The 15,739-nt window shown below is 36.8% G+C and carries 16 protein-coding genes, 1 tRNA gene and 1 pseudogene; 11 read left to right on the plus strand and 7 right to left on the minus strand.

Annotation, left to right across the window (positions count from 1 at the left end):
• Positions 1 to 63 (plus strand): annotated as a pseudogene (locus tag ESP02_RS13425) (peptidase M23); the annotation flags it as partial.
• Between the two features lie 185 nt (positions 64 to 248).
• On the opposite strand, the gene ESP02_RS02650 reads toward ESP02_RS13425, so the two are convergent.
• From ESP02_RS02650 to ESP02_RS02660, 3 genes are all read right to left on the minus strand, one after another.
• Entirely contained in the window at positions 249 to 548 is a 300-nt protein-coding gene (locus ESP02_RS02650; protein WP_038398866.1) for a hypothetical protein, read from the minus strand.
• Between the two features lie 133 nt (positions 549 to 681).
• Positions 682 to 765 (minus strand) — tRNA-Leu (locus tag ESP02_RS02655).
• Between the two features lie 21 nt (positions 766 to 786).
• Complete coding sequence (locus ESP02_RS02660) at positions 787 to 2,304, minus strand: hypothetical protein (RefSeq protein WP_038398865.1); 1,518 nt, start codon at positions 2,302 to 2,304, stop codon at positions 787 to 789.
• A gap of 299 nt (positions 2,305 to 2,603) precedes the next feature.
• On the opposite strand from ESP02_RS02660, the gene ESP02_RS02665 reads away from it, so the two are divergent.
• Complete coding sequence (locus ESP02_RS02665) at positions 2,604 to 3,104, plus strand: GNAT family N-acetyltransferase (RefSeq protein ID WP_038398864.1); 501 nt, start codon at positions 2,604 to 2,606, stop codon at positions 3,102 to 3,104.
• A gap of 188 nt (positions 3,105 to 3,292) precedes the next feature.
• On the opposite strand, the gene ESP02_RS02670 is transcribed toward ESP02_RS02665, so the two are convergent.
• Both ESP02_RS02670 and ESP02_RS02675 read right to left on the minus strand, forming a co-directional pair.
• Positions 3,293 to 3,637 carry a metal-sulfur cluster assembly factor gene (locus tag ESP02_RS02670; RefSeq protein WP_002292174.1) on the minus strand — a complete coding sequence of 115 codons (345 nt, stop codon included), beginning with the start codon at positions 3,635 to 3,637 and terminating at the stop codon, positions 3,293 to 3,295.
• A gap of 152 nt (positions 3,638 to 3,789) precedes the next feature.
• Complete coding sequence (locus ESP02_RS02675; protein WP_002316215.1) at positions 3,790 to 4,710, minus strand: YitT family protein; 921 nt, start codon at positions 4,708 to 4,710, stop codon at positions 3,790 to 3,792.
• 174 nt (positions 4,711 to 4,884) lie between these two features.
• Here ESP02_RS02675 and ESP02_RS02680 point away from each other — a divergent pair, with 174 nt between their 5' ends.
• Positions 4,885 to 5,376 carry a YajQ family cyclic di-GMP-binding protein gene (locus tag ESP02_RS02680; RefSeq protein ID WP_038398861.1) on the plus strand — a complete coding sequence of 164 codons (492 nt, stop codon included), beginning with the start codon at positions 4,885 to 4,887 and terminating at the stop codon, positions 5,374 to 5,376.
• A gap of 24 nt (positions 5,377 to 5,400) precedes the next feature.
• Here ESP02_RS02680 and ESP02_RS02685 read toward each other — a convergent pair whose 3' ends face one another.
• Positions 5,401 to 7,776: an ATP-dependent DNA helicase gene (locus ESP02_RS02685; protein ID WP_038398860.1), complete on the minus strand. Its 2,376-nt coding sequence runs from the start codon at positions 7,774 to 7,776 to the stop codon at positions 5,401 to 5,403.
• 325 nt (positions 7,777 to 8,101) lie between these two features.
• On the opposite strand from ESP02_RS02685, the gene ESP02_RS02690 reads away from it, so the two are divergent.
• The 8 genes from ESP02_RS02690 to rpsT all read left to right on the plus strand — a co-directional run bounded on the left by ESP02_RS02690 (position 8,102) and on the right by rpsT (position 14,573).
• Positions 8,102 to 8,728: an MBL fold metallo-hydrolase gene (locus tag ESP02_RS02690; protein WP_010732698.1), complete on the plus strand. Its 627-nt coding sequence runs from the start codon at positions 8,102 to 8,104 to the stop codon at positions 8,726 to 8,728.
• A gap of 23 nt (positions 8,729 to 8,751) precedes the next feature.
• Positions 8,752 to 9,456: a histidine phosphatase family protein gene (locus ESP02_RS02695; protein ID WP_002329133.1), complete on the plus strand. Its 705-nt coding sequence runs from the start codon at positions 8,752 to 8,754 to the stop codon at positions 9,454 to 9,456.
• 191 nt (positions 9,457 to 9,647) lie between these two features.
• Positions 9,648 to 10,481 carry an undecaprenyl-diphosphate phosphatase gene (locus ESP02_RS02700; RefSeq protein ID WP_002309434.1) on the plus strand — a complete coding sequence of 278 codons (834 nt, stop codon included), beginning with the start codon at positions 9,648 to 9,650 and terminating at the stop codon, positions 10,479 to 10,481.
• A gap of 196 nt (positions 10,482 to 10,677) precedes the next feature.
• A complete protein-coding gene (locus tag ESP02_RS02705) occupies positions 10,678 to 12,606 on the plus strand; it encodes a heavy metal translocating P-type ATPase (protein WP_002374485.1) in 1,929 nt (642 codons plus the stop codon).
• A 134-nt stretch (positions 12,607 to 12,740) separates the two neighbouring features.
• Positions 12,741 to 13,196, plus strand: coding sequence for a DUF441 domain-containing protein (locus tag ESP02_RS02710; protein WP_002315133.1), 456 nt, complete (start codon positions 12,741 to 12,743; stop codon positions 13,194 to 13,196).
• Positions 13,197 to 13,276: 80 nt separating this feature from the next.
• Entirely contained in the window at positions 13,277 to 13,405 is a 129-nt protein-coding gene (locus tag ESP02_RS13430; RefSeq protein WP_002292186.1) for a hypothetical protein, read from the plus strand.
• Positions 13,406 to 13,649: 244 nt separating this feature from the next.
• On the plus strand, positions 13,650 to 13,919 hold the full coding sequence (locus ESP02_RS02715; RefSeq protein WP_002289125.1) for a hypothetical protein: 270 nt from the start codon (positions 13,650 to 13,652) through the stop codon (positions 13,917 to 13,919).
• Positions 13,920 to 14,318: 399 nt separating this feature from the next.
• On the plus strand, positions 14,319 to 14,573 hold the full coding sequence (gene rpsT, locus ESP02_RS02720; RefSeq protein WP_002292188.1) for a 30S ribosomal protein S20: 255 nt from the start codon (positions 14,319 to 14,321) through the stop codon (positions 14,571 to 14,573).
• Between the two features lie 88 nt (positions 14,574 to 14,661).
• Here rpsT and holA read toward each other — a convergent pair whose 3' ends face one another.
• Entirely contained in the window at positions 14,662 to 15,708 is a 1,047-nt protein-coding gene (holA, locus tag ESP02_RS02725) for a DNA polymerase III subunit delta (protein WP_002335668.1), read from the minus strand.
• Positions 15,709 to 15,739: the final 31 nt, after the last annotated feature.

Here is a 15,739-nt window from a genome sequence, read left to right on the forward strand (position 1 = left end):
GCTTCACGTTATGGTTCTTGGGAAGCTGCGAAAGCATTCTGGGAAGCAAACGGTTGGTACTAAGATTCATTATTTGAACGTTTAAACACATTCAAAATAGTAAGAGGCCATGCGAAAGAATACACCGCATGGCCTCTTTTTGAGTTGTTTTGTAACAGCAGGGCGAGTTTTTTGCTTATCTGCTACTTCTATGACTTTCTTACCGAAATCTATCTATTTTATAACTGTTTATCTTTTATAATAGCTATTTAGGATATATCATTCGTTTGTAAGTCAATCAGTTTTTTTATTTGGTCAAAGTCTTTTGTTAAGAAGAAAGTGGTCGGGACAACTAATACATGTTTGTTCTTTTTTTCTTGGAAAAAAGGTTCGACGATTTCTGGAAGCACCACTAAATCCGCTAACGCTACTTTAGTTGGATCCGTGGATACATTGTAACTTCTCGAAAAATATTCTTCAACTTCTTTTTTTAAATCTGCTAGCTCATAGTAAATTCTAGCGTACCAACCAACTTCTTTTGTGATATCCATGATGAACAAGATCCTCATCTCGTATTCTCCTATTCTATAATCGGTTCACTCATTTCGTTTGCCTCTATATCTTAGTAGTAAATTCAGATTTTATAAAAAAATACCGACGGGATCTCTCCATCGATATCTTCTCTCAGTATATAAAAAATTATGCGGCTAAGAAGATTCGAACTTCCACGAGGTCGCCCTCACTAGCGCCTGAAGCTAGCGCGTCTGCCAATTCCGCCATAGCCGCATCACATGTTCTAGTTTAGGATTACATTTGTTTTTTGTCAAGAACATATTTTTTGTTCTTTTTTATCTCTACGCGTTTCCCCTCTTGCAACCAATACAAATAGTTCATCCGAGTAACTCCATCATCTATTGAAGGGCGATAAAAAAATTCTGTTTTTTCCATAAGCTCAATTTCACTTTTCAGAAAATTGGTCACATGATGCGGGACGCTATCGATGCAAACATAGACATAGTCAACAGCACGGATTCTTTCAAATAGTGCTTTCTCCCCGTACTCATATGCGTCGATTCTTTCGACAGTTTTTACATATTTCTGCAATCCTTTTACGAATTCTTTTATTTGTTTGTTCCCGATCACAGCAATTTTGAGTGATGATGCCCACTTTTCAGCATCTATGCTCAATTGCTTTTTACTTGGCTGTTTAGATTTTTGACTTGTTCTCTTTAGATATTTGTCGCTTCTTCTTTTTGACTTATTCTGTTCAACGATAGGATAGCAGTACCTTAAATATACTGGACCGTCTACTGTTTTTTGATGTACTCGTACCGCTATGCCATCTGTTAAAAGATCTTTGCGTTTAAAGCTCTCTTCTACTATCAGTGGTCTTCTTTGCTCCGTATTGACCTCGTGGAAATAAATGCTGCCCTCTTCTATTTCTACAAAACCATAAAAAATATTTGTTTCTTGATACTGCAAATCATTCGCTTGTTGTTCAAAGATCCATTGATACCTATTGAACAGCTTGTTCAACTGATTGAACTTATAAAATGACTGGGTGTCTAACTGTTGGATCAATGCATGGATCAGATCTTGAGGAGCTGCTTGTACGAAGTTTTGTTTTTTCTTTGCTAATTGTTCTGTTTGTCGCTGGTTGACTTTAGACAACTGCTGCAGTTCTTGTTTTTTCTTCTCCATGATTTTCAGATACGTAGCATTTCTATTTGATAGCTTTTCTAATTTCTGTTTCAGTCGATCATTTCTTTTCTTTAATAAACCTGACGCTCTATGTATTCTCTCTAGATAATGTTGGATTTGGCTATTTTTTTGCAGCAAATAAATGATGATCTGGTTACGTTTTTGGAGTTCCTGAAATGCGTGGTTATCTGTATCCCAGCCCACTTCTTCTAATTTTTGATACAATTGTTCTGTTTTCCTCTGCTGTTCAATGACTTTTTGTCTCATCTCTTCTTTTTCTACTTTTGCTTGCTGTTGCTGTTGTTCGAGTTGCTGTGACAGCTCTTTGATGTGTTTCTTGTCCTCTCTTCTTTTCTTGCTCACAGTAGCTACTTGTTTTTTTGCTTTACTCAATTCTTGCTTCAATTGATTCATTTCATTGTTTAAACGAGCGACTCTGGTATCGGTAGCTATTTTACTTTGCTGCTTTTTCTTCGTTTCTTTGTTCTTCTTTTTCTCTCGATTCAGCTGTTTTTGCTGCATTTTCTCCAACAACTGTCTTCTTTCATTTTGATACTGATCATTTTTTATTTCTGCTTGTTGCCATCCTTCTGGAATTCTTTTATAACCGCTAAAGTAGTTCACGAGATCTCCTTTCTAGTGATCATAAGCAACGGACGAAAAAGCTTTAAATAACACATTTATTAAAAATTCAATTTATCTTGAACTTTCAATATCAATCAATAAGATCATTTTTTAAAACAGATAACGAGCATTCATCTATTATAAAAACAATACAATAAATAACGAAAATCTGCAATCGTTTATTTTGTTAAATTATTCTTAATACGATACATCACAAAAAAATAAAAATAAGAATGGCTATTCACCAAAATAGTGCTATAGTAGAAAAAAATATGTTTACTTAGGAAGAGGCGGATTCGATGAAATTGATCAAATTATGGGAAGCAGATCTGGAGAAAGCTTATCGGCTGCAAACTAGCTTTGGACCAAACGAGAATGGATTTATCAACAATGCTTATGGCTATACACTTGCTGAATTTTTAGATTATGTAAAAAAATGCGAAAACACTTCTTTAGGGATTGATCTTCCTGAGAATTACGTACCCGCAACCGTCTTTATTTTGGAAAATGATGGACATGAGTATGTAGGAATTTTTAATATGCGCCATAAACTGAACGAATCATTAAGAAACGGCGCTGGCCATATCGGTTACGGCATCTCCCCTGACTATCGTAAAAAAGGATATGCAACACAAGGTTTAGCATTAGTACTGCAAGAGGCAAAAAAACTCGGCATCGATGAGGCACTTTTGTCTGTAAATAAAAAAAATCTTGGCAGTCTTAAGGCACAGCAAAAAAATGGGGCCACGATTTATCGTGAAGATGAAAAAGAATACTATACGAAAATCAAATTGATGTAAAAAAGATGGATGGCAAAAGAAAAGGGATTTGAATGTCCTTTATCAATAGAACACATTTGTTTGATTAACTTCTAATATAGCAGACAAAATTTTATAAACAAAAAAACCTCTTATCTCTTTTCTTCTAGAAAGGATAAAAGGTCTTTTGTTTTTCCTATTTGCTTCTCATAGCTAGTCAGTCAAGATTCCTATCGAATCCCCAACGCAATCCGTGCATAACGGCTCATCTTATCGGTCGTCCATGCTGGATACCAGACAAGTTTTACTTCTGCTTTCGTTACTTCTGGTACTTCTTTCAATGCGTCATGGATAGATTCTGTTAAAATATCGGCTAGTGGACAGCCCATAGTTGTTAGCGTCATTTTGATGACTGTTTCTCCGTTTTCAGGATTGAATTCTATATCATAAATCAAACCTAAGTTGACAATATCGATTCCTAATTCAGGATCGATCACCATTTCCAAGGCAGCAAGAATACGTTCTTTGATCAGTTCTATTTCTTGCGCAGACCGTTCTTGGTTTGCTTCGCTCATCGTACGACACTCCTTAACACGATTTTTATTTATCATACTCTTTTTTTAACTACTTGTAAATGAGAATTTAGAAGGAAGATTCTCGTTTAAATTTATAAAATGTCCTTGTTAGATGGAATACATTAAATTCATTCTAAAATAAATCTGATTCCTCATTTTTTTTGTGAACGATTTTTTATTTCTGGCAATACACCTGTTGTTCGATACATTTTTTGTTCGTTTTCATTTGCAAATCGGCCAAATACTGAATGAGTTGGTAAAATATTGATAAATGCATCGTCGTCGATTTCATGAACGATCTGATCAAGATCATACATTTCATAGCGGGTGATGACCATCATGATCATATTTCCTTGTTTTTTTGAATAGCCACCGACAGACGGAAGCAACGTCATTCCACGTACCATCCGTTTCGCTAGTTCTTCTGTTACCTCTTCAGGTTTGACGGTCACGATCATCGCTGTTACTTTTTGATGACTCGTATGGATGGCATCAATCACTTGAGTCATTGCATAAATGGAAATAATCGTATACAAGGCACTTTCCCAGTTAAAGAAGAAGCCTGCGATGACTACAATGATCCCATTTAGAATCAGCATGTAATTTCCGACTGTTTTTCCAGTTGTTTGTGAAAGCACAAGAGAGATGATGTCCATCCCACCAGTTGTAAAGCCCATTTTTAAAGATAAGCCTACGCCAAGACCTAATAAGACACCGCCTACTAAGGCATTCATCAAAATATTATCCGTAATCTGTCCGACTGGAAGTAGCATCGTCATCACTGATACGCATACAACGTTCACAAAACTAAGGATCGTTGCTCGTTTTCCTACTTTGAGAAACCCTAATACAAACACAGGGATATTTAAAATAAAAATAAATGTTCCTGTGTCTACCTTGATATGAAACCATTCATATAAAAGCGAGGATATGATTTGAGCGATCCCATTCATCCCTGCAGAAAAGACATTGGCTGGAATCAAAAAATAATTTAAAGCGACCGCAGCGGTCAATCCGGTTATCAAAATAACCACTATTTTCTTTAATCTTTCATTTTTATGATACGCAGTCATAATTTTGCTCACAAGCACCTCTCCTCTACTTTGTTATTCCAAATGTAAGAATAACAGTTTATCTATTAAAATAAAATACTTCGAACTCAAATGAGAAGAATTTTAGCAAACAAGTAAGAATCTGCCCCATTCCTATGATAAGATAGATGTATAACGTATATCAGGAGGTTTCTTATGGCAAAAGATGCTAGCTTCGACATTGTATCAGAAGTCAATACAGAAGAAGTAAAAAATGCGATTCAGCAAACAACAAAAGAATTGACTAATCGATTTGACTTCAAGGATTCTACGGTAGAAATCAAATTAGAGAACAGCAATCTAGTTGTCTTGAGCGATGATGATTTCAAAATCGAACAGATTAAAGATGTATTATTTGGTAAGTTGATCAAAAGAAATGTGCCAATCAAAAATATCCATTTTTCCGAATCGGAACACGCGCTAGGTGGCAAAGCTCGTCAAACTGCCGAACTGGTAAACGGAATCGATCGCGAAAACGCGAAAAAAATCACTACAGCTATCAAAAATGAAAAACTGAAAGTAAAAGCACAAATCCAAGAAGATCAGATTAGAGTGACAGGTAAAAACCGTGATGATCTACAAGCTGTGATTGCTTTATTACGTAAACTTGACTTACCAATCGAGTTGCAATTCACTAACTATCGTTAATGAAAAAAACGAGGCTGACATCTGTCATCCCTCGTTTTTTTGATTTACTGCTTCTTTGGATGACCAAAAACGCTGTATTCCTTCTTCCAATTCTCCAACACTTCGTACTTCTCTTGCTGTTTGCCAATGTTGTGGGAATAAACGTCGATAAGAAAAACGAGCAAATCGTTGATCTGCCAATACCACGATTCCTTGATCCGCCATGCCACGAATCACTCGACCACCAGCTTGCAAGACTTTGTTCATTCCAGGAAGCTGATAAGCGTAAGCAAATCCAAGGTGTTCCTTCTCATCATAATATGATTTGATCAGTTCCTGCTCATGATTCATCTGCGGCAAGCCTACACCTACGATCATACTGCCGATCAATCGGTTCCCTCTCAAATCGATTCCTTCTGAAAAAATCCCACCAAGTACACAAAATCCTATCAATGTTTCATCGGGATCTGCTTGGAATTTTGCTAAAAATCGTTCGCGTTCTTCCTCATTCATGTCCGTTTCTTGGATCAGCACATTGCTGTCAGGATATTGCTGTTTGAATGCTTCCGCCGCAAGGTCTAAATATTGATAAGAAGGAAAGAAAACGAAATAATTTCCGACCTTTCCATCAGCAAAAGCATGGATCGTCTCTACTAATTCTGCCAGACTTTGTTCCCTTTTTCGATAAGTCGTCTCTAGGTAATTTGCGATGAAAACTTGCTGGTTTCCTTCTGGGAAAGGACTCGGCAGTTTGTAAGCTAGACTTTTTTGTCCGCCCAGTGTTTCCTGATAATAAGATAGGGGTGAAAAACTCGCAGAAAAAAGGATACTGCTTCTTCCTTTATCCAACGACTGCTCAAGAAACAAGCTTGGATCAATACAAAACTCTTTTACTATCAGATCGCGATACGTTTTTTCGACCGTTGTTTCATAGTGATCATCATAAAATTCACTGACCTTCAAAAAATGAAGCAAATCAAAATAATAAGGAAGCAATTGTTCTTGTGATGGATGCTCAGGAAATTCTGCTAGCCATTCTTTGATTTTTTCGCTTAATTGATAACCTGCCTTTACTAAAGATTCAGCTGGTGCTTTTTGATGATGATAATCCCAATGATCTTCTTTTGCAATTTCTCGGATCGAATCAAATTCTTTCAATAGTTTGTTGAAACGACGATGGAGTTTTTTAAATTCCTTTGGTATAGCTTCCTTACTTCGTTTCGTTTTTTCATAAGATAGTTCTGCCGAATACATCTCTCGGGAACGATTAACCAAATTATGTGCCTCATCAATCAAAAACAGATAATCCTCGTTTTTTTCATCTTCAAAAAAACGTCTTAAATAAACAGTGGGATCAAACAGATAATTGTAATCCCCAATGATCACGTCGCACCAGATACTGACATCTAATGATAGTTCGAAAGGACAAAGTGTATGCTTTCTTGCATAAGTTTCGATGACTTCTCGAGTAATCTGATTCTCATGATTCAACAGATCCCATAACCCTTCATTGATACGATTGTAATAACCATTGGCATACGGACACTGATCTGGATTACAGGTCGTCTCATCTAAAAAGCAGATCTTATCTTTAGCCGTCAAAGTGACACTTTTTACTTCAGCTCCAGTATCTTTTAAAGCTGTCATGGCATCTTCAGCTACTTGTCTAGTTATTGTTTTGGCCGTTAGATAAAAGATCTTTTCTCCCTCTTCTTCCCCTACAGCTTTCAAAGCGGGGAATAACGTAGAGATTGTTTTTCCTGTTCCGGTAGGTGCTTCTACAAACAATTTCTGTTTCGTACGGATCGTTTTATAAGCAGCTACCGCTAGTTCACGCTGGCCTTTCCTATACTCATCATGGGGGAATTTCAAAGCCATCAAAGAGGCATTGCGTACAGTGCGCCAGTTTTCTTGAAAAACAAGCCATTCTTTATAATCTTCAGTCAGTTTTTTAAAAAAAGTTTCTAACTGCTCTCTTGTCTGATGTTCGACCTTTCTCGTAATCACTTCTTCTACCGTCTGAAAGTAAGTCAATTGCAGATTTATTTCTTGTAAATCATGCTCTTGACTATAGATATAGGCGTATACCCTTGCTTGATGAAAGAAAAGTTCCACTTGTTCTGGTTCTAAATCTTCAAATCGTGGTTCGGATGTTTTGATTTCATCTATATAATAAATACCGTCTCTTTTGAAAATACCATCTGCACGGCCTTCAACGATCAGGTGATATTCATCTAATGGAACTGTTGTTTTTAAAAAGACTTCTTTTTCATAGTCTTCTCCCGCATCTTTTTGGAGCTTGCGGTGGATTCTTGCTCCTTCTAATGCAGTATGGCTACTTTTTTTACGATTGTCGATACTTCCACGTCGCAAAATAAATTCTACTAAGTGCCGCACAGATATTTTTGACTGTTTGATCATTTCCACCACCTCTTTCTCTCTAAGATTACCTGAAAAAGCCTAGTTTAGCAAAAAGAGCTCTCTTTTCAAGCATAAAAAAACACCCTGCTGATTAGGCAGGGATATAGGATATAGAATTTGGATTTTTGGATGAGTCTAATGTAACAAGGACATATTAAAATGCTATGAAAACTTACTTTCCTTCTCTTTAGAATATCCAAATACTTTTCATATAGTCTGATAATTCAGATAAGTAAAGAGAAATAAGTACCTGTTTTTGTTTCCTAGCAATGAATGCGTTATACTAATGGATGAAAGAAGTTTTGGCTATCAAGGAGGAATGCACATGCATATCGAAAGATTAAAAACAGGAATGATTGAAGAAAACTGTTATTTGGTCTACAACGAAGAAGCACTTTTGATCATTGACCCTGGAGAAGATGCGGAACAAATCAAACAAGAAATCAAAAAAACAAACCAACAACCGGTAGCGATTTTGCTTACCCATACCCACTACGATCATATCGGTGCAGTAGAACCATTACGCGCGTATTATCAAATCCCAGTTTATGTCAGCCCACTAGAGCAAAAATGGCTAGGTGATCCGATTTTGAACCTTTCTGGACTCGGACGACATGATGATATTGCTGATATTATTGTCTCACCTGCAGAATATGAATTTGAAATGAAAACTTATACTTTAGGGAACATGTCTTTTCGTGTAGTCCCTACTCCAGGGCACTCCATCGGAAGCGTTAGCTTTATTTTTGATGATTTTGTCGTTTCTGGCGACGCCCTATTTAGAGGAAGTATCGGTAGAACCGATTTGTATTCAGGGAATTTAGAACAATTACTTCACAGTATTCGGACCCAGCTGTTTGTTTTACCTGATGAATTTGCAGTCTATCCAGGACATGGTGATGCAACAACGATCGAACAGGAAAAAAGGACAAATCCTTTTTTCAATCGTTAAAAACGATTTAGGAGGAGAATAAAATGACAGAAACTACACTTTATATCGTACGGCATGGAAAAACGATGTTCAATACAATCGAACGCGTACAAGGCTGGTGTGATACGCCACTCACAAAACAAGGACAAGAAGGCATCCATTATTTAGGGCGCGGGTTAAAAGATGTCGACTTTTCTTTTGCTTATTCTAGTGACAGTGGTCGGGCGATCGAAACTGCCCGTATTATTCTAGGAGAACATTCTAAGGGAAAAGAAATCCCTTATTTTATCGAGAAACGGATCAGAGAATGGTGCTTCGGGTCTCTTGAAGGCGGCTATGACATGGAAATGTGGGGTGTGATTCCTCGCGTATTGAATTTTAAAACATATGATGAAATGTTTACCACAGAAGTTTCTTTTGAACAAATTGCCAATGCTGTATACAACTTGGATACGGCTGGATGGGCAGAAACTTATGAAACATTGCGAGATCGTGTGTGGACAGGATTTGAAGATATCGCCCATCACTGCGAAAAAAACGGCGGCGGAAATGTTTTAGTCGTATCACATGGTTTGACGATTGCCTTCTTGCTTAATCTGATCGATCCTAAACAGCCTGTTCGTGCTGGTCTTTTAAATGGCAGTGTAACAAAGGTTACTTATGCAAACGGTCGATTTTCTATCCATGGTATCAACGATACGTCTTATATCGAAAACGGGAAAGCACATAGTCGAGACTCGTTTTTATGATGGGATATTTTAATTTTTAATAGAGAATCATAAAAGGCAAAGTCTGAACGAGGGCTTTGTCTTCTTTTTTTCTCTTTGTATTCTTATCTGCTTCATTTCTCAAGTTTTTCTTAATATTAAAAAACAGATTGGGTTTATCAAAAAATAACGGTATACTATAAGATGTATCTTAATTGGGAAGGAAGGAATTTATGTTTTTTGCAAATATTATTAAAGCAGTGATTCTCGGTATTATTGAAGGAATAACGGAATGGCTGCCCATCAGTAGTACTGGTCATCTGATCCTAGCAGATGAATTCATCAAACTGGATGCCAGTTCACAATTTATGTCGATGTTCAATGTCGTTATCCAATTAGGGGCGATCTTAGCTGTCGTCGTTCTTTATTTTCACAAATTAAACCCCTTTTCTCCAAGTAAATCAACGATAGAAAAAAAAGATACTTGGACACTTTGGTTTAAAGTGATCGTTGCTTGTATACCAGCCATCATCATTGGTTTGCCTTTGGATGATTGGTTAGAAGCAAATTTCCACAAGTTCTTACCCGTTGCCATTGTTTTGATCGTTTACGGTATTGCCTTTATTATTGTCGAAAAACGTAACAAAAACAAAACACCTCGTTGGACTTCGCTGAATGACTTTACGTACCAAGCAGCTCTTCTTGTTGGGTTATTCCAAGTCTTGGCACTTGTTCCCGGAACATCCCGTTCTGGTGCAACGATCCTAGGAGCTATCTTGATTGGCGCTTCACGTTTTGTCGCTACAGAATTCTCATTTTTCTTAGGGATTCCTGTCATGTTTGGCGCAAGCGGTTTGAAGATCGTCAAATATTTAGCTGAAGGGAATTCATTCAAAATGGAAGAAACTGTTGTTCTTCTTGTAGGAACATTCGTCTCTTTTGTGGTTTCTGTCTTAGCTATTAAATTCTTATTAAGTTATTTGAAGAAAAACGACTTTACCGCTTTTGGCTGGTACCGTATTATCCTTGGTATCATTTTAATTGGTTATTGGTTTATCGCAATGTAAGAAAAACCAGAACAATTCTCTTGTATGAGAAATGTTCTGGTTTTTTATTTTATTTGATGATAATTATTATAAATAATAAAAGCCGCATCGAGCTCCATAGTCAAATGATAACCATTATCGTTCTCATTTAGCTGTTTTTATTATCAATTACATTTTTATTATGCTATCCTTGTTTTGACAAGGAGGACTGATAACGATGACTAATCAGAAAAAAGCTTTTGCAGCAACAATTGGCTGTCTTTTATTTATGATTGCCGGTTTTATTTTCGACCGATTCTCTCTCACCATCACCCCGCTTTTTTATATCAGCGCTATTATCATCGGTGGATACAAACAAACATCGGAAGGCTTGAAAGAATTGTGGAATGACCGAACACTGAATGTGGACTTATTGATGGCTTTAGCCGCTATCGGTGCCTGTTTGATTGGTAATTACTTTGAGGGAGCAATGTTGACATTCATCTTTTGTTTAAGCGGTGCATTAGAGGAATACACGACCAATAAAAGTCAAAAAGAAATTACCGCTTTGATGAATCTTCAGCCACAAAAAGCTCAGTTGCTAAAAGAAAACGGACAAATGCAAGAAGTAGATGTTTCGCAATTAAAGGTGGATGACTTGGTGTTCGTCGCTAAAGGAGCGGCTGTTCCGATCGATGGTTGTTTAGAAAGCACACAGGCAACGATCGATGAGTCTGCATTAAGCGGTGAATCTGTACCTGTAGAAAAATATTTAGGAGATGAGATGTTTGCAGGTACGCTGAATCAAGGAAATCCCATTACGATTCGAGTAACAAAAACGAGTGCCGAAACTGTCTTTGCTAAGATTATCCAATTAGTGGAAGAAGCGCAGAATACGCCAACTCAAACAGCTTCATTTATCGAACGGATCGAAAACAATTATGTAAAATTGATTTTGCTTGCTGTGCCTCTAATGATCCTTCTCCCCCACTTTTTCTTAGGTTGGAGTTGGGATGAAAGCTTTTATCGAGGAATGGTATTATTAGTCGTGGCTTCTCCTTGTGCGCTTGTCGCATCTGCTACTCCTGCTTCTCTAGCTGCTCTTTCAAATTCTGCAAAAAATGGGATTCTAATCAAAGGCGGGATCCATTTAGAGAAGCTATCTGAATTAAAAGCGATTGCCTTTGATAAAACAGGAACGCTCACTAAAGGAAAACCAGTTGTGACTGACAGCTTTTTCTTTGATGAGAAGGATTTGGCACAACAACTTCTTATTGCTATGGAACAAAAAACGACACACCCTCTTGCTCATGCGATTTTACAATATTTTGATTGCACAATACCCGAAGCAATCCAATGCCTATCAGTAGAAGAAATTACTGGTTTTGGATTACAAACTACCTATTTGGGGGCGCAATGGAAAGTTGGCAAACACGCTTATGATCCTGAGACGATGATAATCAGCAAAGAGATTGAGGAAATGATCGAACGTTTAGAAAATCAAGGAAAAACTGTAATCTATCTTTCTAAAGATCAGCAGTTAATCGCTGTTTTAGGTCTGTTGGATATTCCAAAAGCAAATGCCCAACAGGTGATTTCCTACTTTAAATCCCAAAACATCCATACAAGTATGATAACTGGCGACCATTCTGGCACAGCAAAGGCTATTGCTGAACAAGTAGGGATCGAACATTACTATGCAAGCTGTACTCCGGAAGAAAAAACACAACTAGTCAAAAAAGAAAATAAACTTTACCAAGTAAATGCGATGGTTGGTGATGGAGTCAATGATGCGCCTGCTTTAGCAGCTGCTTCATTAGGTATCGCTATGGGACAAGGAACAGACGCCGCAATGGATATCGCAGACATCGTCTTAATGAAAAATGACTTAGATAAATTCGTCTACAGTCATCGGCTATCTTTAAAAATGCGGCGGATCATCAAACAAAATATCATTTTTTCGGTTCTTGTTATTCTCTTGTTGATTGCTTCTAACTTCTTGCAATTTTTAAATCTACCTCTTGGAGTAGTAGGACACGAAGGAAGCACGATATTGGTTATTCTGAATGGCTTGCGCTTACTAAGACCTTTACCTGCTCTTTCTGATTCTTCAAAAAAATGTAAGTCTTGTCCACTATACCAAGCACGGCTGTCTTCTGCCAAATAACTGAAGTTTTTTATGATTTTGTTTATTTTATGAAAAAATCAGCGTATGAATAGATTTCGAAGGACAAATTCCTGCTTTTGCAACTTTCCAAAAAGATGTTATGATTGTTTCGAAGAAAGTGAGGAATATATTTTATGGAAAGTTGGCTTTTTTTAGGAATTATTTTACTTGTAGCAATTTTAGCTAAGAATCAAAGTCTAATGATAGCGGCAGCTTTTGTGCTGATTATGAAGCTCGTACCAGCCTCCCGTTCCTTTTTCCCTTGGCTTCAAGGCAAAGGAATCAATATTGGTGTGACGATCATCACTGCAGCTATTCTGATCCCTATCGCAACAGGAGAAATCGGTCTACGTGATTTATTAGAAGCCTTTAAATCCCCTATCGGCTGGGTAGCTGTTTTTTGCGGTGGGCTAGTGGCTGTCTTATCTTCCAAGGGCGTAGGATTGATTGCTTCTGATCCGCAAATCACTGTTGCGCTTGTTTTTGGCACGATTTTAGGTGTTGTTTTCTTAAGAGGAATCGCCGCCGGACCAGTCATTGCTTCTGGCATTACTTACTGTATCTTACAAGTATTTGCTTTAGGAAAATAGATCAAATTTTGCCTATTTTTAGGAGATTCTTAACACCCCCAATTTACTGATCCGTGATATACTGACAACGAGGTGATACAATGTTCGAAAAATTGAAGTATTTCATAGGAACAATTGGCTGGTTTCTTTTAGCGGTACTTTTGATTCTGGGCTTAGCTTATCTTTTATTTCCTGATTTGATACAAAATGTGTTAGATACTGCTTTTTGATTGACCTATTAGAATGATATAGGGGAAGCTCTTGCGATGCAGGAGCTTTTTTAAACAATGACCGAGCGAATGAGATTTCCTATTGAAATCGATGCTCTTTTTTCTTTTTGGCTCTTCTCCTCTTTTTTGTTATACTAGATTACAGTGGACAAAAGAAGGAATGATTGCATCCACTTTAACGAATATCAAAATGGAAGAAATAGTACCTGTTCTCAGGTTACTTTGGAAAGAAAGGAAGACGCTTGTGGAAACTTTTGAAGGTCTTTTAATTGATACGTATGTTTTACAAGAACAGCCAATGATGCTGACTGGAATCAACTTGCAGCTTGAGGACCGTGTGATCAATGGCCTGCTTAAAGATCGCTATTTGGCAAAGTACATCTTACGTTTGCCACTAAATAAATATGTACTGGAAGTAAGTGGCAAATGGAACCGTCGGAATCAGTTAGTCATTAAAAAAATGTTGATAAAAAATATTGATGAATACATTAAAATAATCGGTACACCAGAATAACCTTTACCGATCAAAAGTGACTGGTTATAAAATAACTGCAGTTTCTTAATAGAAAAACAAAGAACAACAGGGAATCGTATCCCTTTTCAAAAAAAACTTTGCAAACGGTTCTCTTTGTTATATAATGACTTAGTACCAAACATTCCCATTCAATCTTTGTTTAAATAGATAAATAAAAATCTAGTTTGGTTTGACGCTATTGCCTCCCACAATAGCGTCTTTTTGATTTTTTCAGCTTGATTTATCTGTTTTTACTGATAAAAAAGTTTAAATAAAAGACTGTTAAGGAAAAAAACTTGTCATGTTCATATTGCAAAGCGCGCTGCCTTTAGGTATAATAATGAATGTTGAATTATGCGGTCACACGCGTAAGAACTTAAGTTATCGGAGGTGAAACTAATGCCAAACATTGAATCTGCAATCAAACGTGTTCGTACAAGCGAAAACGCTAATGTGAAAAATTCATCTCAAACAAGCGCTATGCGTACTGCAATCAAAAAATTTGAAGATGCTGTAGCTTCAGGTGCTGACAACGTAGATGCGTTATATAAAGAAGCTGTTAAAGCTATTGATATGGCTGAATCAAAAGGTCTAATCCACAAAAACAAAGCTAACCGCGACAAATCTCGTTTAAGCAAAAAAATCGCTAAGTAAAAGAATCGGCTTCGGCCGGTTTTTTTATTTGTCAAAAAAAGACAAAAGCAATCGGTATTCCCGCATGCTTTTGTCTTCTTCTTTCTTCCTATCTATTTCTCAACAACTGCCCTGTGCGCAAAACGAAAAGTTGAAAACTTAATTCTTTTTCGATTTGTCCCGTTTTGATTTGATAATCCATTTCGACTAATTGATCAAATAACTGTACCAGCAACTGTTCATCGAATTTCCTTACTTCTTGCATGGCAAGTTTTACACGGTAGGGATGGATTTTTAATGTTTCTGCAATATTGGCCTGCTGATAGCCAATCTTTACAAGAAATTTTGTCTGTAAAAACAAACGTAATTGAGAAAGTAAAATCGCATTGATTTTAATTGTTTCCTCCCCTTGCATGACTAAATCTTCATATAAACGCAAGGCTTGTTCTGTCTTCCCTTTTAAAATATATTGGGTCATGTCAAAAATATTATGTTCCAATGTTTTAGGAACTAATTGTTCTACTTCTCGAACAGTGATCTGCTGTTGATTTTGTCCATAAAGAATTAATTTCTGTAACTCTCTCATCATTTTGGATAAATCTAAGTCGGTCAACCGCAAGAATAAATCAATGGCGTTTCGTTCCATTTTGATGGAAGAGTTCTCTAAGGTATTCATCAGATATTGACGTACTTCTTTTTCATTCAACTGTTGGACGTTGATGATGGTTGCTGTTTTTTTCAATTGTTTCGTTACTTTTTTCCGTTCATCCAACTTTTCATATGGTGCAAAAAATACTAATACAGTCGATTCTAGTGGTTCTTTCAAATAAGCTGTCAGTAAATCAGTATTTTGTTCGATCCCATTGTTTACTTTCTCACCTGTTAAAAAATATGGGTTCTCCACAAATACTAATCGTTGATCTCCGAAAAACGGCAATGTCTCTGCTTCAGCCACTACCTCCTCCAAACTTGCATTTTCCATGTCAAAACTTAAAAAATTTAAATCATCTTCGCCCTCTAATTTGATTTTTTTAACTATTTCTGCCCGAACTTGATCTTGGAGAAACTTTTCTGTTCCTAAGATCAAGTAACAAGATGCAAGTTTTTCTTTACGTATTTTTTGTAACTCTGCTTGTATACTCAAATTACTCACCACTTTCAAAATTATCCTACCATGAGAAGATGAG

The sequence above is a fragment of the Enterococcus sp. NBRC 3427 genome, from assembly GCF_007996925.1.
GTDB classification, from domain to species: Bacteria; Bacillota; Bacilli; order Lactobacillales; family Enterococcaceae; genus Enterococcus_B; species Enterococcus_B lactis.